Below are 21,148 nucleotides of genomic sequence, written 5' to 3' on the forward strand. Positions count from 1 at the left end.
GTCAGTCCTGCCTGAGAGGAGCGAGTCGCCGGGTGGGGCACCGGCCTGCCTGGAACTAGCCGTAGCGGCCGGTGATGTAGTCTTCGGTCTGCCGCTTCGCCGGGTTGGTGAAGAGGGTGTCGGTGTCGCCGTGTTCGACCAGCTGGCCCATGTACATGAAGGCGGTGTAGTCGGAGACCCGCGCCGCCTGCTGCATGTTGTGGGTGACGATGACGATGGTGTAGCGCTGTTTCAGTTCGTGGATCAGCTCCTCCACCTTGAGGGTGGAAATGGGGTCCAGCGCCGAACAGGGTTCGTCGAGCAGGAGCACGTCGGGCTGCACGGCGATGGTGCGGGCGATCACCAGCCGCTGCTGCTGGCCGCCGGAGAGACCCAGGGCCGACTCGTGCAGGCGATCCTTGACCTCGTCCCACAGCGCCGCGCCGTGCAGCGCCCATTCCACCGCCTCGTCGAGCACCCGCTTCTGCTTGATGCCCTGGATGCGCAGGCCGTAGACCACGTTCTCGTAGATGCTCTTGGGAAAGGGATTGGGCTTCTGGAACACCATGCCCACGCGCCGCCGCAACTCGGCGATCTCGGTGCCGCGGGCATAGATGTTCTGGCCGTCGAGCAGGATCTCGCCGTCGATGCGGCAATCTTCCACCAGGTCGTTCATGCGATTGAAGCAGCGCAGCAGGGTGGACTTGCCACAGCCGCTGGGGCCGATGAAGGCAGTGACCCGCTGCCGCGGGATCTCCAGGGCGATGTCGTGCAGGGCCTGCTTCTTGCCGTAGAACAGATTGAGCCGCGGCACCGACAGGGCCACGCCACCTTCGTTCGCCGCAGGCTGGGCGCTGGCCGCGTAGGCGGCGGCGGTTCTGAAGATGGAGGAATCGGAAGGCATGGGGTCTCCTCGGCCGCGGGCGCTAGTCTTCCAGCAGCCGGTACTTTTCGCGCAGCCGGTTGCGCAGGAACACGGCGGACAGGTTCAGCCCGGCGATCACCAGCACCAGCAGCAGCGCGGTGGCATAGACCAGCGGGCGGGCGGCTTCCACGTTGGGGCTCTGGAAGCCGACGTCATAGATGTGGAAGCCCAGGTGCATGATCTTCTGATCCAGGTGCAGATAGGGGTAGTTGCCGTCCAGCGGCAGCGAGGGCGCCAGCTTGACCACCCCCACCAGCATCAGCGGCGCCACCTCGCCGGCGGCGCGGGCCACGGCCAGGATCAGCCCGGTCATCATCGCCGGACTGGCCAGCGGCAGCACCACCTTCCACAGCGTCTCGGCCTGGGTCGCGCCCAGCGCCAGGGAGCCCTCGCGGATGCTGCGGGGAATGCGCGCCAGGCCCTCTTCGGTGGCGACGATCACCACCGGCATGGCGAGGATCGCCAGGGTCAGCGAAGCCCACAGCAGCCCCGGGGTGCCAAAGGTCGGCGTGGGCAGGCTGGCCTGGAAGAACAGCTGATCCAGGGAGCCCCCCAGCACATAGACGAAGAAGCCCAGGCCAAAGACGCCATAGACGATGGCCGGCACCCCGGCGAGGTTGTTGACCGCGATGCGGATGGTGCGGGTCAGCGGCCCCTGGCGGGCGTATTCGCGCAGGTAGATGGCGGCGATGACGCCGAAGGGGGTGACGATCACCGCCATCAGCAGGGTCATCATCACGGTGCCGAAGATGGCCGGGAAGACGCCGCCCTCGGTGTTGGCCTCGCGCGGATCGGCGCTGAGGAATTCCCACAGCTTGCTGCCATAGAAGCCGAGCTTGGCGCCCAGGCCCATGGCGTTGGGCTGGTAGGCGCGCACGATGCGCGACAGATTGAGTTCCAGGGTGCGGCCCTCGACGTCGCGCAGCACCACGCTGTCGCGGCGGCGCTCCTGGCGCAGGCTGGCCAACTGGTCTTCCAGGTCGCCATAACGGGCTTCGAGCTCGGCGCGGCGGGCGGCGAGATCGGCCTGGGCAGTAGCGTCGAGACGACCGTCCAGTTCCAGGCCGCGGCCCTCCAGGCGCAGGCGCTCCAGGGCATGGTTGACGCTGCCGATGTCCTGCTTTTCCAGGCGCTCCAGCTGGTCGCTCAGGTCGCGGGTGCGCAGCAGGCGGCGCTGCAGCTCGGGCACGGCCGCGGCGCCCTTGGCCACCTGGCGTCCCGCTTCGCGCACCTCCAGCGCATAGCCGTAGAAGTTGCCCCATTCGCGGCGCTCCAGCACCAGGGCATCGGCCGGGGTCTGGCGATCTTTCAGCCAGTCGCCGACCAGCCAGACGAAGTCGCTGCCATAGAGGTCGCGATTGCCCAGCTTGAAGAGTTCGCGGGTCAGGGTTTCGCCGCTGTCCGCCGGCAGGGTCACTCCGGCGCTGCGCAGCCGCTCGGCCGGTATCGTCTCCTGGTCCACCACCTGGCCGAGCACCAGGCGCGCTTCCAGGCCCGGCGGCGTGTAGCGCGCCTGCACCACCTCGGCCGGCCAGAAGTGCGCCAGGCCGCGCACGGCGAGGATGCCGATCAGCCCCAGGGTCATGAGCACGGCGATGGCCACGGCGCCGGCGCTGAGCCAGACCCCGGGCGCGCCGCCGCGCAGCCAGACGCCCAGGGAGCGCCGCAGCCGGGCGCCCTGCCCCGGCGGCGCGCCAGCGCTAGAGGGCCGCATATTTTTTCCTCAGCCGCTGGCGGATCAGTTCGGCCAGGGTGTTCATCAGGAAGGTGAAGCTGAGCAGCACCAGCGCGGCCAGGAACAGCAATCGGTAATGGGTGCCGCCCACCTCGGATTCGGGCATCTCCACGGCGATGTTGGCCGCCAGGGTGCGCATGCCCTCGAACAGGTTGGCATCCATGATCGGGGTGTTGCCGGTGGCCATGAGCACGATCATGGTCTCGCCGACGGCGCGGCCCAGGCCGATCATCAGCGCCGAGAAGATGCCCGGGCTGGCGGTGAGCAGCACCACCCGCACCAGGGTCTGCCAGGGGGTGGCGCCCAGCGCCAGGGAGCCCAGGGTCAGGCTGCGCGGCACGCTGTAGATGGCGTCTTCGGCGATGGAGAAGATGTTGGGGATGACCGCGAAACCCATGGCCAGGCCGATGATCAGGGCGTTGCGCTGGTCGTAGGCGATGCCCAGGGTCTGGCTCAGCCAGAGGCGCAGGTCGCCGGCGAACAGCAGCCCCTCCAGCCAGGGACTGAGCCACAGCGCCAGGGCGGTGGTCAGCAGCACCACCGGCAACAGCAGCAGGCTTTCCCAGCCTTCCGGGAGGCGCTCGCGCAGCGTCAGCGGCAGGCGCGACCAGCCAAAGCCCGCGGCGAGGATGGCCAGCGGCAGGAGCAGCAGCAGGCTGAACAGCCCCGGCAGGTGATTTTCCACGAAGGGCGCGAGGAACAGCCCGGCGAAGAAGCCGAGGATCACCGTGGGCAGGGCCTCCATCAGCTCGATGACCGGCTTGACCGTGCGCCTCATGCGCGGCGCCATGAAGTAGGCGGTATAGACCGCCGCGGCGATGGCCAGGGGCGCGGCGAACAGCATGGCGTAGAAGGCCGCCTTGAGGGTGCCGAAGGTCAGCGGCGCCAGGCTCAGCTTGGGTTCGAAGTCCGCGGTGGCGGCGCTGGACTGCCAGACCCGCGCCGGCGCCTCGTAATTCTCGTACCAGACCTTGCCCCAGAGCGCCGACCAGGAGACTTCCGGGTGCGGATTGTCCAGGCGGAAGCCGAGCAGCCGGCCATTTTCCTCCAGCAGCAGCTGATCGGCACGCGGCGACAACGCCAGTACCCCGCCAGCGGGGGCGATCTGCTCGCGCAACAGGGTACGCCCAGCGGTGCTGTGGAAGACGCCGAGCTCGCCAGCAGCATCCAGCGCCACGAAGCCCTTGCGGCGCTGCTCCGGCACCAGCTGGACGATGGGCGCGGTGCCCAGCTGGAAGCTGCGGATATGTCTTAGCACCGGCTCGCCGTCCTGGCCGCGGACCATGAACCACTGGCCGATGCCACCCTTCGCGGTACCCACCAGCAGGGACACGCCGCCCAGCAGCTGGGCGCTGGCGGTGACCTCGTCGTCGGCCGCGTCGAGCAGCTTGTAGTGGCCGTTGAGACTGCCGTCGCGGAGATCGAAGACATCCGCCTGGGCGCGGCCGTTGAGGGCATAGAGCCAGTGCCCGCGAGGGTCGAGGTAGAGCGCCTTGGCCGCGGTGTTGAGCGGTCCGAGGGTAATCGAGGTACGCACGGGAGCGGCCGCGCCACCGGTCACCGGCGCCGCCAGCCCGGTCAGGCGTAGCGCGGTCACCCGGTTGCCCTGGGCACCGGCCAGCACCAGCAAATCCTCGTCACCGGCGATGGCGACCCGTTCCAGGGCGCTACGGGAGGCGCCCAGGTCCAGCGGCTCGCGCCCGTAGGGAAAGTCCAGTTCCGGGGTGATGACCCGGTTGCCCTGGGGATAGCGCGAGACATAGCGCTTGTGCGCCACCAGCACGCGACCATCGGACAGGCCCAGGGCGATCAGCCCGCGCGGGGCGTCCTGGGCCTGGCTGCTGATGGTGACGCCGGGCGGCAGCGGCAGGCGCTCGCGCATGACCGGCTGGCCGTCGGCCAGGGTGAAGAAGGTGGCCTCGCCAGCCCGGGACAGATGCAGGCCGAGGCGATCCTGCTCGTCGATGCCCAGCAGCAACGGTGCCCCGGCGGCCGCCAGCCAGTCGGGCTGGGGCAGCGGCTGGGCCTCGAGGCTGGCGCCGCGCAGCAGCGGCAGCACCACATAGGCCAGATAGAAGAAGATCAGGGTGATGGTGGCCAGCACGGCCAGGCCACCGGCCAGTACCGCACCCCGTATCAGGCGATCCTGCAGGGCCCGCCAGCGCCGCCGCCGGCGCAGTGCAGGCGTGTTGAAGTCCAGCCGAGCGGGGCCGCGAGGATCGGGCGGGGACGGGGGTACCGGGGATATCATGGCGCAGAGCCTAATCACGTCGTGTGACAGAAAGGTTACAGCGAATGGACGGCCAGAGGCGCTACGCCCGGGACGGGCGCAGAGCGCCAGGCGCTCAGTAGCCCAGGGTCTTCAGGGCCTGCTGCACCACCGCCGCAGGCAGGGGAATGTAGCCGTCCTTGACCACGGCTTCCTGGCCGCTGCGCGAGAGGATCAGGCGCAGGAATTCCCCCTCCAGGGGGTTGAGCGGACGATTGGGCGCCTTGTTCACATAGACGTAGAGATAGCGCGCCAGGGGATAGCGCCCGGACAGGGTGTTTGCCTGGTTGTCCTCGACGAAATCGGTGGTGCCCTGGCGTGCCAGCGCCAGGGTGTGGACGCTGGCGGTCTGGTAGCCGATGCCCGAGTAGCCGATGCCCCCCAGGGACTGACTGATGGCCTGGACCACCGAGGCCGAGCCCGGCTGTTCGTTGACGTTGGCGCGGAAGTCGCCGCGGCACAGCGCCGCTTCCTTGAAGTAGCCGTAGGTGCCCGACACCGAATTGCGGCCGAATCTCTGGATCGGCCGCCTGGCCCAGTCGCCGGTCAGGCCCAGGTCGCCCCAGGTCTTGAGTTCGTGCGGACCGCCACAGAGCCGGGTGCTGGAAAAGATCGCATCGACCTGCTCCAGGGTCAGCTGGCGCAGCGGATTGTCCTTGTTGACGAAGATCGCCAGGGCATCGATGGCCACCGGCACCGCGGTGGGCGGGTAGCCGAAGCGCTGCTCGAAGGCCTGCAGCTCGGCGTCCTTCATCTTGCGACTCATGGGGCCGATGCCGGCGGTGCCTTCGGTGAGCGCCGGCGGCGCCGTGGACGAGCCGGCCGCCTGGATCTGGATATTGAGGTTGGGATACTCGCGCTTGTAGCTCTCGGCCCAAAGGGTCATCAGGTTGGCCAGGGTGTCGGAGCCCACGCTCGACAGATTGCCGGAGATCCCGCTCACCTTCTGGTAGGCGGGGATGGCCGGGTCGACGCCCTCGGCCCAAGCGGTCGTGCCACCGAGCGCCAGGGCGAGCGCCACAGCGGTCAGCGGACCTTTGATGTCCATGCCGGATTCCTCGCGGGGATGGGAGACGGGCCTGGGCCGGCGACGCTCAGGCGCAAGCCGGCACTCTAGGCGCGCATTGTGACGGATTTATGAGCGAGTGCCAGCCGAGGCGGCAGGTTCGACTAGGCTGCAAGAGGGCCGGCGCTGCACCACCCTGGCGCACGCCCGGTCTCCGGCCCCGCCACGACCGCCCAGGCACGCGGCCCGCGCGGACCGGACCGTCATTTGCATAGCTAAGCATTCATCTCAGTGCAGAGGAACGCACCATGGCCCAGGCTCTTCCGACGTCCTCCTCCCGCGCCGACGCGGCCCCCGCCAGCACGGTCGCCACGCCCTCGCGGGCCAAGCTGATCGCCGCGGCCAGTCTCGGCAACGGCCTGGAGATGTTCGACTTCACCGTCTTCAGCTTTTTCGCCGCCATCATCGGCCAGCTGTATTTCCCTTCGGATACCCCCTACGGCTCCCTGCTGATGGCGGTTGGCGTCTTTGGCGTCGGCTTCGTCATGCGCCCCCTGGGCAGCATGGTGCTGGGTGCCTATGCCGACCGCCACGGGCGCAAGCAGGCCATGCTGCTGACCATTTCGCTGATGGGCCTGGGCAGCGCCCTGATCGCCTTCACCCCGACCCACGCCCAGATCGGCATCGCCGCGCCGCTGATCCTGCTGCTGGGGCGCCTGCTGCAGGGCTTTTCCGCCGGCGGCGAGATCGGCGCCGCCACCACCCTGCTACTGGAATCGGCCAGCCCCGGCCGGCGCGGCTTCCATGTCAGCTGGCAGGTGATCAGCCAGGGCGGCAGCGCCCTGCTCGGCGCCGGTCTGGGCGCCCTGCTCACCCGCAGCCTGTCCGAGGCCGAGCTGCATGCCTGGGGCTGGCGCATCCCCTTCCTGGTCGGCTTGCTGATCATCCCGGTCGGCCTCTATATCCGCCGCCAGGTGGACGAGACCTGGAGCGGCGCCGGCACGGTCGAGGGCGGCCCGGTGCGCGCCTTTCTGCGCGAGCATCCGCGGCGCTTCGGCCTGGGCCTGCTGATCGTGATGTCGGCGACCCTGCTGACCTATCTGATGCAGTTCTACATGCCCACCTACATGACCCGCATCGTCGGCCTGCCGGCCACCAGCGCCTACCTGGCCGGGGTGGCCTCCAGCGCCGTGCAGATGGCCGCCGCCCTGGCCGCCGGGCTGCTGCTGGATCGCTTCGGTCGCTACAAGCCGGTGGCCCTGGTCAGCCTGGCGGTGGCCCTGCTGGGCATCTACCCGGCCTTCGTCTGGCTGAACGATCCCACCACCCAGGGCCTGGCCTTTGCCGCCCGCTTCGTGGTGATCACCGCCATGAGCGTCAACATGACTGCCGGGCTCTTGCTGATCCTCGCCGGCCTGCCGCGGCCGGTGCGCGCCACCGGCCTCGCCATGACCTACGCCCTGGCGGTGACCCTGTTCGGCGGCACCGCCCAGTTCATCGCCACCTGGCTGATCGGCGCCACCGGCAGCCCGCTCGCCCCGGCCTGGTACCTGATCGGCATGCTGCTGATAGGATGGCTGGCACTGCTGAGCTATCCCGAACGCCACCTGGATTGAGAGAGATCGCCATGAGCCTTGCCACCGCTGCGGATCAAGACGCCACCGCCCGTCATATCGCCGGCTACCTGCCGGACATGGTCGCCCTGCGCCGCGACATCCACCGCCATCCCGAACTGGGTTACCAGGAACAGCGCACCAGCGACCTGGTGGCCGCCGCCCTCGCCGGCTGGGGCTACGAGGTCCATCGCGGCCTGGGCGGCACCGGGGTGGTCGGTACCCTGCGCGCCGGCAGCGGCAGCAAGGTGCTGGGCATCCGCGCCGACATGGACGCCCTGCCGATCCTGGAGACCACCGGCCTCGACTACGCCAGCCAGCACCCGGGGCGCATGCACGCCTGCGGTCACGACGGCCACACCACCACCCTGCTCACCGCCGCCCGCTGCCTGGCCGAGACCCGCGCCTTCGACGGCACCCTGCACCTGATCTTCCAGCCGGCCGAGGAAGGCCTGGGCGGCGCCCTGAAGATGATGCAGGACGGCCTCTTCGAGCTGTTTCCCTGCGACCAGGTGTTCGGTCTGCACAACATGCCCGGCGTGCCCACCGGCAAGTTCTGCTTCGTCGACGGCGCCGCCATGGCCTCGTCCGACACCGCCCTCCTGCGCATCCGCGGCCAGGGCGGCCACGGCGCGGTGCCGGACAAGGCGGTCGATCCCATCGTCGCCAGCGCGGCCACGGTGATGGCGCTGCAGACCGTGGTCTCGCGCAACGTGGCGCCGCTGGATACGGCGGTGATCACCGTGGGCAGCATCCACGGCGGCGAGGCCTCCAACGTCATTCCCGATGCGGTGGAGATGAAGCTCACCATCCGCGCCTTCCAGGACAGTACCCGCGACCTGCTGGAGCAGCGCATCGGCGCCCTGGTGCGCGCCCAGGCGGAAAGCTTCGGCGCCACGGCCGAGCTGGACTACCAGCGCGGCTATCCGGTGCTGGTCAACCACGACGGCCCCACCGCCTTCGCCCGCCAGGTGGCGATCGAGCACTTTGGCGCCGAGGCCCTGCACCCCTTCGCGCCCATCCCGGCCAGCGAAGACTTCGCCTACATGCTGCAGCAGGTGCCCGGTTGCTACCTGTTCGTCGGCAACGGGCCCAGCGCCAACCTGCACAACCCGGCCTACGACTTCAACGACGCCCTGCTGCCGGTGGGCGCGCGCTACTGGGTCAAGCTGACCGAGGCCTTCCTCACCGCCTGAGGCCCCGCCCCGCCGGCCCCCTCACCTGGGGTGCCGGCGACGGATTCTTCACGCGCGGGCCGCTAGACTGCCCGGTCATCGTTCTGCCACAGAGAGATCGCCATGCGTCGTCTTCCGCGCCTGGGCTGGCGCCAGGGTCTGGCGCTGGGCGTCGCCGTGCTGGCCGCCGGCTTCGCCTATCCGGCCTGGCGGCATTTCCATCCGGTCAGTGCGGCCGAGGGCTGGCGCTACCGGGAAGTCGCCGCCGACATCCCCATGGTCAGCGCCCTGGCCCTGGACGCCGATGGCAGCCTGTTCGTGACCCAGGAATTTTCCAGTCGCCGCGGCAGCCTGCTGCGGCTGCTGCCCAATGGCGAGCGCCAGCCGGTATTGGGCGAGCTGTCCAAGCCGGATGGCCTGGTGATGTTCCAGGGCGGCCTGGTGGTCAGCCAGGAAGGCGGACCGCTGCCGGTGTTTCTCCTGCGCGACGGCCAGCGCCAGGCCCTGTTCGACGGCAACGACGTCGAGGGCGTCGCCACCGATGGCCAGACCCTCTATGCCATCGAGGACCTGCCGCGCGGTCGCCTGCTCAGCTACGACCCGCTGCAGCGTCGCCTGGCGGTGCTGCGCGACGGCCTGGAAGAAGGCGAAGGGGTGGCGCGCTGCCCGGATGGCCGGCTGTTCTATACCGAAAAGGCCAAGGGCTGGGTCAAGCAGTGGCAGCCGGGAGGGACCGATACCCTGGTCGCCGCGGGTCTCGACGCGCCGGGCTTCGTGCAGTGTTCGGCCGACGGTCTGTGGATCACCGAAGACGCCACCCACGGCGCCCGGGTGCTGCTGGTGCAGCCCGATGGCCGTCTGGTCACGGTGCTCTCGCACCTGCGCTCGGCGCAGACCCTGATCCCGCGCGGCGACGGTCATTACCTGGTCGCCGAGCAGGGGCGCAACCGCATCCTGGAATTCTCGCGAGACGTCGGAGCCGCTCGCTAGGGCGAGCGGCTCCGGGGGACTTCAGGGCAGGCGATACACCAGGCAGGGATTGCCGTTGAGGCGGCGTCCCAGCACCGGGGTGAGGTCGGCCAGCGGGGTGCCCGCCAGCAATTCGCGGTCGTCGCGGGCGAGGATGATCCAGGCGCCGGACGGCAGGTGCGCCAGGTCCGCGACCTGCGGCCGGGCGATGAAGATCGGCTGTTCGTCGTGGTCCAGGTTCATCATGTAGCGGATCGCCCAGCTGTCCTGGCCGAGGCCGAAGAACACCAGGGGACCCGGCTGCTGCTGGCGCAGACCTTCCACCTGCTGGACAAAGCCGCGGGTGTCGTACTGCAGGTCCTGGGCCGGCTCCACCACCGTGACCAGCATCAGCCACTGGGCGGCCAGCGCCAGGGCGCTCAGCGTCAGCAGGCGGCGACTGCCGTCCAGCCGGCGCCAGCTGACCAGGGCGGCGATCTGCAGCAGGACGAAGGCCGGCACCAGCAGCGCCAGGGAGACATCCGGCCAGTAGCCGTGGCGCTGCCAGAGGTGACGACAGACCAGCATGGCCACCAGCGCCAGCCCGGGCAGCGCCAGCACCAGCGCGGTGTAGACCGGCGCGATGCGGCGGAACCAGCCCTCGGCGCGCAGGAGGCCATGGGCGGCGATGGCGGCCAGGAAGGGCACCATGGGCACCACATAGTAGGCGCGCTTGAAGTGCGGGATGGACAACCCGACCAGGATCAGCAGACCGCTGCCGGCCAGCCCCAGCAGCAGCCGGCGCTGGGCGGTGTGCGGCCAGGCCAGCAGGCGGCGGCGCTCGGCCACCAGCACCAGCAGCGCCAGCGGCAGCACCGGCAGATAGCGATAGAGCCCCAGCTGCAGATAGAACCAGAACGGCTTGCCGCTCTCGTCCAGCCGGCCGGTGACCTGCATGTGCCAGACCTCGGCGGCGAAATCCGCCCCACCCTCGTGGTGGGCGAGCTGGATCAGCGTCCACCAGCCGAGGGCGAGCAGCGCCAGACCGGCCAGACCGTAGCCGAACAGCCGTTGCAGGGCGAGGGTGCGCCGGGCCGGTTCGCCCCAGGCCACCACCAGCCAGTAGAGGCAGACCACGCCGCAGGGCTCGATGAGGCCCAGCGGACCACGGATGGCGAAGCCCAGGGCGAACAGCGGCAGCACCAGCAGGCGGCGCAGCGGGCGACCGTCACGGTCGGCGCTGTAGAGCAGGTAGAAGCAGAGCAGCACCACCAGGGCGACCAGCTGATCCAGGCAGACCGCGCGGGCCTTTTCCAGCCACTGCGGGGTCAGGGCCACCAGCAGCACCGTGAGCAGCGCCCAGGCGCGGCGGGTATCGGCCAGCAGGCGATAGGTCAGCGCCAGCACCGCGGCCGAGGCCAGGGCGGTGGGCAGCACGTTGGCCAGGTGATTGGGCGCGCCGATCACCCGCGCGGCCAGCCAGCTCAGCCAGGTGGCGGTGCCGGGATAGTCCGGATAGGGCTGGCCGTAGGTGGTGGCGAAAAAGGACGGGCCATGGCGAAACATCTCGCCGAGAAAGACCGCCCAGCGACCGTCGAAGCCCTGGGGCGCCTGGTTCCAGATGCCGAGGGTGAACATCAGGGTGGCGATTACCCCGAGCAGCAGGCTTTCGCGGCGCAGGCGACTGGCCGCCGGCAGCGCGGCCAGGGGCGCGCTGCGTGGGGTCAGGGGCATGGGCGAGACCATCAGGCGGCGTCCACACGGCGGGTGACCTGGGGACCGCCCAGGGCGGCGCCACGGCCGATGGCGAAGTACTCGATACCGCGACGCTCCATGCGCTCGGGATCGAACAGGTTGCGCCCGTCGAAGATCAGCGGCTGATTGAGCTGGCGGGCGATCAGATCGAAGTCCGGCGCCTTGAACTGCTGCCACTCGGTGCAGATGACCAGGGCATCGGCGCCGGCCAGGGCGGCCTCGGGGGTGCCCATCAGCGCCAGACGCTCGTCGTGGCCATAGAGGCGCTGGGCCTCGGCCATGGCCACCGGGTCGAAGGCGCGCACCTTGGCGCCGGCCGCCCAGAGGGCCTCCATCAGCACCCGGCTGGGCGCATCGCGCATGTCGTCGGTGTTGGGTTTGAAGGCCAGTCCCCAGAGGGCGAAGGTACGGCCGCGCAGGTCACCGTCGAAGTAGGTGTTGATGCGCTCGAACAGCTTGGTCTTCTGGCGCACGTTGATGGCTTCCACGGCGCGCAGCAGGTCCAGCTCCACGGCGTTTTCCTCGCCGGTGCGGATCAGCGCCTGCAGGTCCTTGGGGAAGCAGGAGCCGCCGTAGCCGCAGCCCGGGTAGATGAAGTGGTGACCGATGCGTGGATCGGCGCCGATGGCCTGGCGCACCGCCTCGATGTCGGCGCCGACGTGCTCGGCCAGTTCGGCGATCTGGTTGATGAAGCTGATCTTGACCGCCAGCAGGCTGTTGGCGGCGTACTTGGCCAGCTCGGCGCTGCGCAGGTCCATGCACTGGATGCGGTCATGGTTGCGGTTGAAGGGTGCATAGAGTTCGCGCATCACGTCGCGGGCCACCGGCGAGTCGGTGCCCACCACGATGCGATCGGGCTTCTTGCAGTCGGCGATGGCGGCGCCTTCCTTGAGGAATTCCGGGTTGGAGACCACCTCCACGTGCAGGGTGCGGCCCTCTTCGGCGAGCACCTCGTGGATCAGCGCGCGGACGCGGTCGCCGGTGCCCACCGGCACGGTGGACTTGTTCACCACCAGCAGCGGATCGCGGGAGACCGGCTGGCCGATCAGCGGCTCGCGGCGCAGGCGGGCGATGGTCTCGGCCACGGCGAAGACGGCGGACAGATCGGCCGAGCCATCGGCGGCCGGCGGGGTGCCGACGGCGATGAACTGCACGGCGCCATGGGCCACGGCTTCGGCGGCCTCATGGGTGAACACCAGGCGGCCGGCGGCCAGGTTGCTGCGCACCAGCTCTTCCAGACCCGGCTCATAGAGGGTCACCTCGCCGCGCTTGAGCTTGTCGATCTTGGCGCGGTCGATGTCCATGCACACCACCTGGTGGCCGACTTCCGCCAGCACGGCGGCCTGCACCAGACCCACGTAGCCGATGCCGAAAACGCTGATGTTCATAGGGTATTCCTCAGGGTGGGAGCGGCGCTGGCGCGGGGCCCGCCGACGAGGGCGACACCGGCCACGACCAGCGCGACGCCCAGGGTTTTCCAGGGGGTGAAGGATTCGGCGGCGCCTGGCAGCCAGGCCGCGCCGAGGTGGACGAAGACGTAGGAGAGGCCGAGCGCCGCATAGGCGCGACCCAGCGGCAGGCGCGCCAGGGCGGCCAGCCAGGCCAGCAGCGACAGGCCGTAGCAGAGGATGCCCAGGGCCAGCAGCAGCCCGGCCGTGCTCAGCAGCGACTCGGGCGCGCCGGCCCAGCTGGCCATGGCCGGCAGCCGCACCAGCGCCGCGCGCAGGGCGAGTTGCGCCAGGGTGGTGAGCAGGATGCTCAGGCCGAGGGGCAGCAGGCCGTTCATAGCTGGCCGCCCAGCAGTGCGGCACCGGCGACGATGCACAGGCAGCCACACCAGGCGCGGGCGTCCACCACCTCGCCGAACACCAGGCGCGCCAGCAGGGTCACCGCCAGGGTGTTGAGCGACAGCAGGGGATAGGCGATGCCCACCGGCACCCGCTGCAGCACCGCGCACCAGACCAGCAGGGCCAGGCCCAGGCAGACCAGGGCGCCCCACAGCCAGGGCGAGCGCAGTCGCGCGGCCAGGGCATTGCCGGCGGCCACCGCGCGCTTCTGGCCCAGTTGGCCGGCGCTGGTGAGGCCGATCACCACGGCGATCAGCAGGCCGTCGAGGGCGGTCATGGCGTCGGCCTCGGATAGACCAGCAGCACCAGGCGCTCGCTGGCGATGCTCTCGCCCGGCTCGGGCAGACTGTCGAGCAGCTGGCGATCGCTGGGGCCGTCGACCCGCAGGAGGATGGCCACCGGACCCTGGTCGCGATGGGCGGCGAGCCAGGCGGCCAGGTCGCGCTCTTCGATCAGCCGGCCGCTGGCCGGCTCGCGGGCGAAGCCGTACTTGAGTTCGCCCGGACCGCCCACCAGCACCACGTCATCGCGGTGGGTGGCCCAGGCCAGGCTGGCGGCCACGCCGAGGTCGTTGCTGACCAGCAGGCCGGCATTCTTGAAGTGGCCGAGCTGGGCCTGGATGAAGGTGCTCGGCAGCTTGTTGTCGACCAGGCCGTTGGGCAGGGCGATGGACAGCAGCGGCAGCAGCACCCAGAGCGCCAGGGCCGGCGCCAGCAGGGTGCGCCGCGGCCAGACCAGCGCGGCCAGGCCGGCCAGCAGCAGCGCCAGGGGCGCCAGCAGGGCCAGGGCGCGGGTCAGGCCTTCGCCGCTTTCATAGAGGCGACCGCCATAGATCAGCAGGGCGGCAAGGCCGGCCAGGCCCAGCAGCAGATTGCACAGGCCGTTCAGCCGCAGGGCACCGGTGGCGCCGCGCCGGCCCGCCTCCTGCAGGGTGCGCGCCAGCAGCGGCACCAGGGCGGCCAGGGTCGGCAGCAGGTAGGTCGGCAGCTTGCCGCGGCTGAGGCTGAAGAACAGCAGCTGGCCGACCACGGCGATGCCGAGGAAGGCGGTGCCGCGGTGACGCCGGTCCTGCCAGAGCTGGCCCAGGGTACGCGGCAGGAGGCCGGCCCAGGGCAGGATGGCCAGCAGCAGCACCGGGCCATAGAACCAGAACGGCCGCTCGTGCTGGGCATCCTGGCCGGCGAAACGCTGGATATGCTCGTGCCAGAAGAAGAAATTCCAGAAATCCGCATCGCGCCGGGCCACCAGCAGCGCCCAGGGGGCCACCACCAGGATCGCCACCAGCACCGCCAGGGGACCGCGGCAGAGCAACTCGCCCAGCCGCCGCTGCCAGAGGAAGAAGGGCACGGCCACCAGCACCGGCAGCACCAGGGCGAGAAAGCCCTTGGTCAGCAGACCGCAGCCACAGGCCAGCCCCAGCAGCGCCCATTGCACCAGGGCCGCGCCGCGGGTCTCGGCGGCCTGGGCCTGCCAGAGGGCGAGCAGCGCCAGGGCCATCCAGAAGGCGAACTGGGCGTCGAGGGTCACGTAGGTGGCCAGCCCCGCCACGGCCACGCAGGAGAGATAGACCACCCCGGCGAGCAGCGCCAGCGGGCGGTCCTGCCAGATCAGCCGGGTCAGGCGCACCACCAGGGCGGCGGTGGCGAGACTGGCCAGCAGTGGCACCAGGCGCACGCTGAACAGCGAGTCACCGAGCCAGGCCTGGGCGATGGCCTGGGTCCAGTAGCCGCCGATGGGTTTCTCGAAATAGGGCAGGCCGAGGAAGTGCGGCACCACCCAGTCGCCACGCCGCCAGAGTTCCTGGGCGATCTGCGCATAGCGCGACTCGTCCGGAATCCACAGGCCGCGCCAGGCCAGCGGCAGGGCATAGGCCAGCAGCGCCAGCGGCAGCAGCATCCACAGGCGACGCCGACTCATGCCTGCACGCCCAGCCAGCCCTGGCGGCCGGCCAGGCTGCCACGCACCAGATTGCCCGCGGGCAACTGGCGCGGATCGGCCGGCAGGCGATCGCCCAGGGTCAGGAACAGGATGCCCTGCTCCCGCGCGGCCTTGAGCAGGGCGCGGAAGTCATTGGCGAAGGCGATGCCTTCCACCTCGGCGTGCAGGGTGTAGACGTTGAGCGCCCCCGGACGGAAGCGCTTGAGCAGATAGCTGTTCCAGTCACCGGCGGCCAGCTCCGGGCCGACCACCTCGTCGAAGGTCGGCATGTCCACCGGCACCTGGGGGGTGCCGTGGCTGCCGTTGCCCAGCCGCGGGCGAAACAGCGCACTGCCGCGGCAATCGCTGTTGTAGCGGAGGCCGAAGGCCTCCTTGGCCAGCACCACGCGCGGATCGGCGCGCCAGCCGGCGGCGGCGGAGCAGTCGACCCTGGCGCCGAGGATGTCTTCCAGGGCCTGCAGGCCACGGCCGAATTCCTGACCTAGACGCTCCAGGCTCCAGCTGCCGGTATGGGCCTGCCAGGCGTGGTGGTCCCAGGCGTGCAAGCCGACCTCGTGGCCGCGCGCGCGGGTCTCGCGCATCAGGTGACCGAGGTCGCGACCGATGGGCCGACCCGGCCAGGCGGTGCCGGCCAGCAGGATGTCCCAGCCATAGAGGCTGGCGGCCTTGGACCTCAGCATCTTCCACAGGAAGGTGGGCTTCACCAGGCGCCAGAGGTGGCGCCCCATGTTGTCCGGTCCGACGCTGAAGAAGAAGGTGGCCTTGACCCCGGCTTCGTCCAGCAGGTCGAGCAGCCGCGGTACCCCTTCGCGGGTGCCGCGATAGGTGTCCACGTCGATGCGCAGGCTGGCCGGGATCAGGGTGTTCATCAGGCCTCCCGCTGCGCCAGGGCTTCGCGCAGGAAGAAGTCCAGCGTCTTGCCGACGGTGGCGGCCATGGCGGTGGTCGGCTGCCAGTCGATCAGGCGGCGGGCGTTTTCCACGCTGGGCTTGCGGTGGGCCACGTCCTGGTAGCCGTCGCCATAGAAGCTCTTGCTCTCCACCTCACGGAAGCCGGCGAAGGGCGGGAATTCATGGCGCAGCGGATGGGCCTCGAACTGGGCCAGCAGCTCTTCGGCCAGTTCGCGGATGCTCGCTTCGTTGTCCGGGTTGCCGATGTTGACGATCTGGCCGTCGCAGCGACCGCCCCGGTTCTCGATGATGCGGAACAGCGCCTCGATGCCATCGTCGACGTCGGTGAAGCAGCGCTTCTGGGCGCCCCCGTCGACCAGCTTGATCGGGGTGCCTTCCACCAGATTGAGGATCAGCTGGGTGATGGCGCGGGAGCTGCCGATGCGCGCCGAGTCCAGACGGTCCAGGCGCGGGCCCATCCAGTTGAACGGACGGAACAGGGTGAATTTCAGGCCCTTGGCGCCATAGGCCCAGATGACCCGGTCGAGCAGCTGCTTGGAGACCGAGTAGATCCAGCGCTGCTTGTTGATCGGGCCGACCACCAGATTGGAGCGGTCTTCATCGAAACGCTCGTCCTGGCACATGCCGTACACCTCGGAGGTGGACGGGAAGATCACGCGCTTGCCGTATTTCACGCAGTGGCGAACGATCTTGAGGTTTTCCTCGAAGTCCAGTTCGAACACGCGCAGCGGATTGCGGGTGTATTCGATGGGGGTGGCGATGGCCACCAGCGGCAGCACCACGTCGCACTTCTTGATGTGGTATTCCAGCCACTCGGTGTGGATGGAGATGTCGCCTTCCACATAGTGGAAATTCGGATTGGCCTTGAGCCGCTCGATGGCATCGGAGCCGATGTCGAGGCCATAGACCTCGTACTCGCCGTCGGCCAGCAGGCGCTCGGAGAGGTGGTTGCCGATGAAGCCGTTGACGCCCAGGATCAGCACCCGGGTGCGGCGCTTGGCGCGGCGATCCTGGCGATGCAGGCGGGCACCGGCCACCAGGCCGGCTTCACGGGCCAGTTGCGGACCGGACAGATAGAGGCCGTTGTCGCCCAGCTGGCCGGCCTGGATTTCCAGGACGCCCTCGCCACAGGCGATGCGCAGGGGCTCCAGGCTCAGCACGCTGCCGGGGGTCTGGTCATGGCTTTCCTGGCGGGCCAGGGCGCTCCAGACGATCAGCTTGCGGTCACCGATCCAGCCGAAGGCGCCCGGATAGGGTTGGGTCACGGCGCGCACCAGGTTGCCCAGTTCCACGGCCGGACGGCTCCACTCCAGCTCGCCATCGGCAGCGCTGCGGCGGCCAAAGGTGGTGGCCTGGCTTTCATCCTGCTCGCGCTCGCTCAGCCGGCCTTCGGCCAGGGCCGGCAGGCTGTCGCGCAGGAGCGTCTGGCTGGCTTCGCGCAGCTTGGCGTGCAGGGTCAGGGCGGTGTCGTCGGCGGCGATGGCGACGCGCTGCTGGGCGACGATGGCGCCGGCATCGGCGCGCTTGACCATGCGGTGCAGGGTCACGCCGGTCTCGGTCTCGCCGTTGACCAGCACCCAGTTGGCCGGGGCGCGACCGCGATAGCGCGGCAGCAGCGAACCGTGCAGGTTGTAGGCACCGCGCTTGGCGCAGGCCAGGACGTCGGTGGACAGCATGTTGCGGTAATAGAAGGAGAAGATGAAATCCGGCTCCAGGGCGCGGATGCGCTCGACCCAGATCGGGTGGTTGACGTCTTCCGGCGCATGCACCGGGATGCCGTGGCGGGCGCAGAGCTGGGCCACCGAACCGAAGAAGCGGTTTTCGCTCGGGTCATCCGGATGGGTGAAGACGGCGGCGATGGGATAGCCGGCCTGGATCAGCGCGGCGAGGCCGGCGCAGCCGATGTCGTGGTAGGCGAAGACGATGGCGGTTTTCATCAGGGGCGTTCCTGTTACTGGACCTGGCGCAGCGGCGCCGGCGAAGGAGAAAGGGTGGCGGCGCGGATCACTTGTTCCACGTGGAACCGGGGCCGGGCACGGACGTCGTGGTACACCCGGCCGAGGTACTCGCCGAGCAGACCGAGGCCGACGAACTGGGCGCCGGTAAAGATGAACAGCACGGCGAACAGCGAGAACACGCCATCGGCCGCCCACTCGGCGCCGTGGGTGACGCGCAGCACCAGCAGCAGCGCGGCGAAGAGGAAGCCGAAGACCGCCAGGCCGCCGCCGAACAGGCTGAGCATGCGCAGCGGGGTGGTGGTCATGCAGGTCAGCAGGTCGAACATCAGGTTGATCAGCTTGAGGAAGCCGTACTTGGAATCCCCGTGTTCGCGCTCGGCGTGGGCCACCTCGATCTCGGTGGTGTGGCGGGCGAAGCTGTTGGCCAGGATCGGGATGAAGGTGCTGCGCTCGTGGCAGGCCAGCATCGACTGCACCACCTGGCGGCGATAGGCGCGCAGCATGCAGCCGTAGTCGCGCATGGCGACGCCGGTGGAGCGCTGCACGGCGCGGTTGATCAGCCGCGACGGCAGGGTGCGCAGGTAGGAATCCTGGCGCTGCTGGCGCACGGTGCCGACCACGTCGTAGCCCTGGGCGGCGGTGTGCACCAGGCGCGGGATCTCTTCCGGCGGATTCTGCAGGTCGGCGTCCAGGGTGATGATCAGATCGCCCCGCGCCTGCTCGAAGCCGGCGAGGATCGCCGAGTGCTGGCCGTAGTTGCGATTGAGCAGCACCGCCACGACTGGGCTGTCCGGCTCGCTGGCAACCCGCTGCAGGATCTCGGCGCTGCGGTCGCGACTGCCGTCGTCGACCAGGATGATCTCCACCTGGCAATCCAGCAGGCGGCAGGCGGCGCGGGTGCGGCGCAAGAGTTCCGGCAGGCTGGCTTCTTCGTTGTAGACGGGGATCACCACGGATACCCGGTCGATGGCATAGGGCTTCATGCGCCTTTCTCCAGCAGGTCTTCGATGGCGCCGACCACGCGGTCGACGTCGGCGAGGGTCATGTCGGGAAACAGCGGGATGGAGCACAGCCGTGCCGAATTCCATTCGCTGTTGGGCAGCGCCAGCTCGGGCCAGCGCTCGCGGTACCAGGGATGCAGGTGGGTGGCGGTGAAATGGATGCCGGTGCCGATGCCGCGCGCCTTGAGGCCGGCCATGAAGGCTTCGCGCTCCAGGCCGCAACGCTCGGGGCAGATGCGCAGGATGTAGAGGTGCCAGGCGTGGGTCTGGGCGTAGTCGGGCAGCGCCAGGGGCGCGACCGGCAGCTGGGCCAGGCGCTGGGTGTAGGCCTGGGCCAGCAGCCGGCGACGGCTGTTGATGTCGCCCAGGCGATCCAGCTGCACCAGGGCCAGGGCGGCGTGGATGTCCGAGAGGTTGTACTTGAAGCCGGGCTCCTGCACCTGGGCCTGGGGCTTGCGACCCAGGGTCTGGCGGTCGAAGGCATCCACCGCCAGGCCGTGGAATTTCAGCCGGCGCACCCGCTCGGCCAGGGTGGCGTCGTCGGTCACCAGCATGCCGCCTTCGGCGCAGGTCAGGTTCTTGATGGCGTGAAAGCTGAAGATGGCGGTGCCGCGCTGGCCGATGGGCTCGCCCTGGTAGCGGGTACCGGCGGCGTGGGCGGCGTCTTCGATCAGCGCCACGCCGTGCTCGCGGGCCAGGGCGCGCAGCGGAGCCAGGTCGCAACTGGCGCCGGCGTAGTGCACCGGCACGATGGCCTTGGTGCGCGGGGTGATGGCGGCGGCCACCTGCTCGGCGGAGACCATCAGGGTGTCGCGGTCGACGTCGACGAACACCGGGGTGGCGCCGATCAGGGTGATCATGTTGGCGGTGGAGACCCAGGTCAGCGAGGGGGTGATCACCTCGTCGCCCGGGCCGATGTCCAGCGCCAGCAGGGTCACGTGCATGGCGGCGGTGGCCGAGCACAGGGCCACGGCGTGGGCGGCGCCCACCGAATCGGCGAAGCGCTCTTCCAGCAGGTTGGCCTGGGGCCCGGTGGTGATCCAGCCCGAGGTCAGCACCTGGCTCACCGCGGCCACTTCCTCGGCGCCGATGCTGGGCCGGGAAAACGGCAGGAAGGGCTCGTCCAGCTGGCGCGGGGCGGTGCTCTGGGACAGATCGGTCATGGCGGCTCATCCGAAGCGAGGGGCGCCGGAACAGGACAGCCGACGCGATGAGCCCAGGCTAAGGCGTCTTGCCTTACGGCCCCCTTAGCGCAACCTGACAACTGCCTGACAGCCGGTCAGCTCGCCGGTCACCCCCGTGAACCTCTTGGCAAAACAAGGGCTTAGCCCACGACGAATGGGGTGCCGGTGATCGGTGAGAGGCCTAGAATGCTGACCCCTGCCGCCCTGGCAGTCCCGAACCTGACACGAGAGACGACCGCGCCCATGCTGGACAACACCCTGAGCGAACTGGAAACCGCCATCCGCGACCTGCTGCAGCGCAACCAGCGCCTGACCGCCCGCACCCAGGAACTGGAGCAGGCGCTGCTGGCCGCGCGCGACGAAAACGACACCCTGCAACTGAGTCTGCTGGAGCAGGAAGAACACGGCGCCAGCACCCGCCAGCGCGTGGAAGGCCTGCTGGCCCTGCTCTCCGCGCAGTCCGTCGAGCAGGCCGTGGCCGCCGACGCCGAGCAGCGCCACGCGGCCAGCGTCGAGTGAAGACCGCCAAGACGGGCGCCGACGACGAGGTGGAGGTGCTCGGTCGCCGCTACCGCTTCAAGGTGGCCGAAGGCGACCGCGCCGCCCTGCAACAGGCCGCCGCCCGCCTGCGCGACGAACTGGTCGCCATCCAGGGCGACCGCCGTCGCGGTGACGCCACCGAGCTGCTGGTGCTGGCCGCCCTGCGCCTGAGCCTGGACACCGCCGCCGACGCCGGCGCCCTCAATGCCCTCGACGCCCGCCTCCAGGCCCTGACCGCCGAGGTCCGGGCGGCGCAGGAGGCGTAGGAAGCGGGTTGGAATAAGGGAGCCGCGCCGCGCGAAGCTACCGGCATGCGGAGTCACGATACCCGCGTGGAAAACGCATTGCGGTTTTCCACCCTACG

18 protein-coding genes are annotated in these 21,148 nt (G+C 69.7%); 5 read left to right on the plus strand and 13 right to left on the minus strand.

Annotated features, from left to right (window positions below; genetic code table 11):
• Positions 1-55 precede the first annotated feature (55 nt).
• The 4 genes from pstB to DBY63_RS07465 all read right to left on the minus strand — a co-directional run bounded on the left by pstB (position 56) and on the right by DBY63_RS07465 (position 5,956).
• On the minus strand, positions 56-883 hold the full coding sequence (gene pstB / locus DBY63_RS07450) for a phosphate ABC transporter ATP-binding protein PstB (protein WP_027598089.1): 828 nt from the start codon (positions 881-883) through the stop codon (positions 56-58).
• Positions 884-905: 22 nt separating this feature from the next.
• Complete coding sequence (gene pstA / locus DBY63_RS07455) at positions 906-2,618, minus strand: phosphate ABC transporter permease PstA (RefSeq protein WP_108581562.1); 1,713 nt, start codon at positions 2,616-2,618, stop codon at positions 906-908.
• Positions 2,605-4,890 carry an ABC transporter permease subunit gene (locus tag DBY63_RS07460; RefSeq protein ID WP_074583462.1) on the minus strand — a complete coding sequence of 762 codons (2,286 nt, stop codon included), beginning with the start codon at positions 4,888-4,890 and terminating at the stop codon, positions 2,605-2,607. Before DBY63_RS07460 ends, pstA begins: the two co-directional genes overlap by 14 nt.
• Before the next feature lie 94 nt (positions 4,891-4,984).
• Positions 4,985-5,956, minus strand: a complete 972-nt coding sequence (locus DBY63_RS07465; protein WP_108581563.1) for a phosphate ABC transporter substrate-binding protein PstS family protein — start codon at positions 5,954-5,956, stop codon at positions 4,985-4,987.
• Positions 5,957-6,222: 266 nt separating this feature from the next.
• Between DBY63_RS07465 and DBY63_RS07470 the strand changes: the two genes are divergently transcribed.
• The 3 genes from DBY63_RS07470 (at position 6,223) to DBY63_RS07480 (ending at position 9,692) form a co-directional block, all read left to right on the plus strand.
• Complete coding sequence (locus DBY63_RS07470) at positions 6,223-7,530, plus strand: MFS transporter (RefSeq protein WP_044341164.1); 1,308 nt, start codon at positions 6,223-6,225, stop codon at positions 7,528-7,530.
• An 11-nt stretch (positions 7,531-7,541) separates the two neighbouring features.
• Positions 7,542-8,723: a M20 aminoacylase family protein gene (locus DBY63_RS07475; protein WP_074583461.1), complete on the plus strand. Its 1,182-nt coding sequence runs from the start codon at positions 7,542-7,544 to the stop codon at positions 8,721-8,723.
• Positions 8,724-8,825: 102 nt separating this feature from the next.
• Positions 8,826-9,692 carry a hypothetical protein gene (locus DBY63_RS07480; RefSeq protein ID WP_108581564.1) on the plus strand — a complete coding sequence of 289 codons (867 nt, stop codon included), beginning with the start codon at positions 8,826-8,828 and terminating at the stop codon, positions 9,690-9,692.
• A 21-nt stretch (positions 9,693-9,713) separates the two neighbouring features.
• Here DBY63_RS07480 and DBY63_RS07485 read toward each other — a convergent pair whose 3' ends face one another.
• From DBY63_RS07485 to arnB, 9 genes are read right to left on the minus strand one after another with little or no spacing between them, the layout of a single operon-like run.
• Positions 9,714-11,396 carry a glycosyltransferase family 39 protein gene (locus DBY63_RS07485; RefSeq protein ID WP_037006558.1) on the minus strand — a complete coding sequence of 561 codons (1,683 nt, stop codon included), beginning with the start codon at positions 11,394-11,396 and terminating at the stop codon, positions 9,714-9,716.
• Entirely contained in the window at positions 11,396-12,793 is a 1,398-nt protein-coding gene (locus DBY63_RS07490) for a UDP-glucose/GDP-mannose dehydrogenase family protein (RefSeq protein ID WP_027598081.1), read from the minus strand. Before DBY63_RS07490 ends, DBY63_RS07485 begins: the two co-directional genes overlap by 1 nt.
• On the minus strand, positions 12,790-13,191 hold the full coding sequence (gene arnF / locus DBY63_RS07495; protein WP_108581565.1) for a 4-amino-4-deoxy-L-arabinose-phosphoundecaprenol flippase subunit ArnF: 402 nt from the start codon (positions 13,189-13,191) through the stop codon (positions 12,790-12,792). Before arnF ends, DBY63_RS07490 begins: the two co-directional genes overlap by 4 nt.
• Positions 13,188-13,529, minus strand: a complete 342-nt coding sequence (locus DBY63_RS07500; RefSeq protein WP_058791128.1) for an EamA family transporter — start codon at positions 13,527-13,529, stop codon at positions 13,188-13,190. The genes arnF and DBY63_RS07500 overlap by 4 nt, the downstream gene beginning before the upstream one ends.
• Positions 13,526-15,169, minus strand: coding sequence for a lipid IV(A) 4-amino-4-deoxy-L-arabinosyltransferase (arnT, locus tag DBY63_RS07505; RefSeq protein WP_256594358.1), 1,644 nt, complete (start codon positions 15,167-15,169; stop codon positions 13,526-13,528). The genes DBY63_RS07500 and arnT overlap by 4 nt, the downstream gene beginning before the upstream one ends.
• Positions 15,166-16,047 (minus strand): 4-deoxy-4-formamido-L-arabinose-phosphoundecaprenol deformylase, encoded by an 882-nt coding sequence (gene arnD, locus DBY63_RS07510; protein WP_027598077.1) that lies wholly within the window; start codon positions 16,045-16,047, stop codon positions 15,166-15,168. The genes arnT and arnD overlap by 4 nt, the downstream gene beginning before the upstream one ends.
• A gap of 11 nt (positions 16,048-16,058) precedes the next feature.
• Complete coding sequence (gene arnA / locus DBY63_RS07515; RefSeq protein ID WP_108581571.1) at positions 16,059-18,041, minus strand: bifunctional UDP-4-amino-4-deoxy-L-arabinose formyltransferase/UDP-glucuronic acid oxidase ArnA; 1,983 nt, start codon at positions 18,039-18,041, stop codon at positions 16,059-16,061.
• 11 nt (positions 18,042-18,052) lie between these two features.
• Positions 18,053-19,042, minus strand: coding sequence for an undecaprenyl-phosphate 4-deoxy-4-formamido-L-arabinose transferase (gene arnC, locus DBY63_RS07520; RefSeq protein WP_074583455.1), 990 nt, complete (start codon positions 19,040-19,042; stop codon positions 18,053-18,055).
• Entirely contained in the window at positions 19,039-20,187 is a 1,149-nt protein-coding gene (gene arnB, locus DBY63_RS07525; RefSeq protein WP_139346900.1) for a UDP-4-amino-4-deoxy-L-arabinose aminotransferase, read from the minus strand. Before arnB ends, arnC begins: the two co-directional genes overlap by 4 nt.
• Before the next feature lie 243 nt (positions 20,188-20,430).
• Here arnB and DBY63_RS07530 point away from each other — a divergent pair, with 243 nt between their 5' ends.
• Together DBY63_RS07530 and zapA are read left to right on the plus strand one after the other, a co-directional pair.
• Positions 20,431-20,763, plus strand: coding sequence for a hypothetical protein (locus tag DBY63_RS07530; RefSeq protein ID WP_256326388.1), 333 nt, complete (start codon positions 20,431-20,433; stop codon positions 20,761-20,763).
• The gene (gene zapA / locus DBY63_RS07535; protein WP_007161496.1) at positions 20,760-21,050 is read left to right on the plus strand and encodes a cell division protein ZapA; all 291 of its coding nucleotides are present in this window, start codon (positions 20,760-20,762) and stop codon (positions 21,048-21,050) included. The genes DBY63_RS07530 and zapA overlap by 4 nt, the downstream gene beginning before the upstream one ends.
• Positions 21,051-21,148 lie beyond the last annotated feature (98 nt).

Origin of the sequence: Pseudomonas sp. RIT411, from assembly GCF_003057735.2 — a bacterium.
In the GTDB taxonomy this organism is placed as follows: Bacteria; Pseudomonadota; Gammaproteobacteria; order Pseudomonadales; family Pseudomonadaceae; genus Chryseomonas; species Chryseomonas oryzihabitans.

Bases quoted from the DNA above. Each gene is read 5' to 3' on its own strand.
- DBY63_RS07460 (WP_074583462.1), bottom strand. From the start codon at position 4,890: ATGATATCCCCGGTACCCCCGTCCCCGCCCGATCCTCGCGGCCCCGCT.
- DBY63_RS07530 (WP_256326388.1), top strand. From the start codon at position 20,431: ATGCTGACCCCTGCCGCCCTGGCAGTCCCGAACCTGACACGAGAGACG.
- DBY63_RS07480 (WP_108581564.1), top strand. From the start codon at position 8,826: ATGCGTCGTCTTCCGCGCCTGGGCTGGCGCCAGGGTCTGGCGCTGGGC.
- pstA (WP_108581562.1), bottom strand. From the start codon at position 2,618: ATGCGGCCCTCTAGCGCTGGCGCGCCGCCGGGGCAGGGCGCCCGGCTG.
- DBY63_RS07465 (WP_108581563.1), bottom strand. From the start codon at position 5,956: ATGGACATCAAAGGTCCGCTGACCGCTGTGGCGCTCGCCCTGGCGCTC.
- DBY63_RS07500 (WP_058791128.1), bottom strand. From the start codon at position 13,529: ATGACCGCCCTCGACGGCCTGCTGATCGCCGTGGTGATCGGCCTCACC.
- DBY63_RS07490 (WP_027598081.1), bottom strand. From the start codon at position 12,793: ATGAACATCAGCGTTTTCGGCATCGGCTACGTGGGTCTGGTGCAGGCC.
- arnC (WP_074583455.1), bottom strand. From the start codon at position 19,042: ATGAAGCCCTATGCCATCGACCGGGTATCCGTGGTGATCCCCGTCTAC.
- arnT (WP_256594358.1), bottom strand. From the start codon at position 15,169: ATGAGTCGGCGTCGCCTGTGGATGCTGCTGCCGCTGGCGCTGCTGGCC.
- DBY63_RS07470 (WP_044341164.1), top strand. From the start codon at position 6,223: ATGGCCCAGGCTCTTCCGACGTCCTCCTCCCGCGCCGACGCGGCCCCC.
- pstB (WP_027598089.1), bottom strand. From the start codon at position 883: ATGCCTTCCGATTCCTCCATCTTCAGAACCGCCGCCGCCTACGCGGCC.
- DBY63_RS07475 (WP_074583461.1), top strand. From the start codon at position 7,542: ATGAGCCTTGCCACCGCTGCGGATCAAGACGCCACCGCCCGTCATATC.
- arnF (WP_108581565.1), bottom strand. From the start codon at position 13,191: ATGAACGGCCTGCTGCCCCTCGGCCTGAGCATCCTGCTCACCACCCTG.
- DBY63_RS07485 (WP_037006558.1), bottom strand. From the start codon at position 11,396: ATGGTCTCGCCCATGCCCCTGACCCCACGCAGCGCGCCCCTGGCCGCG.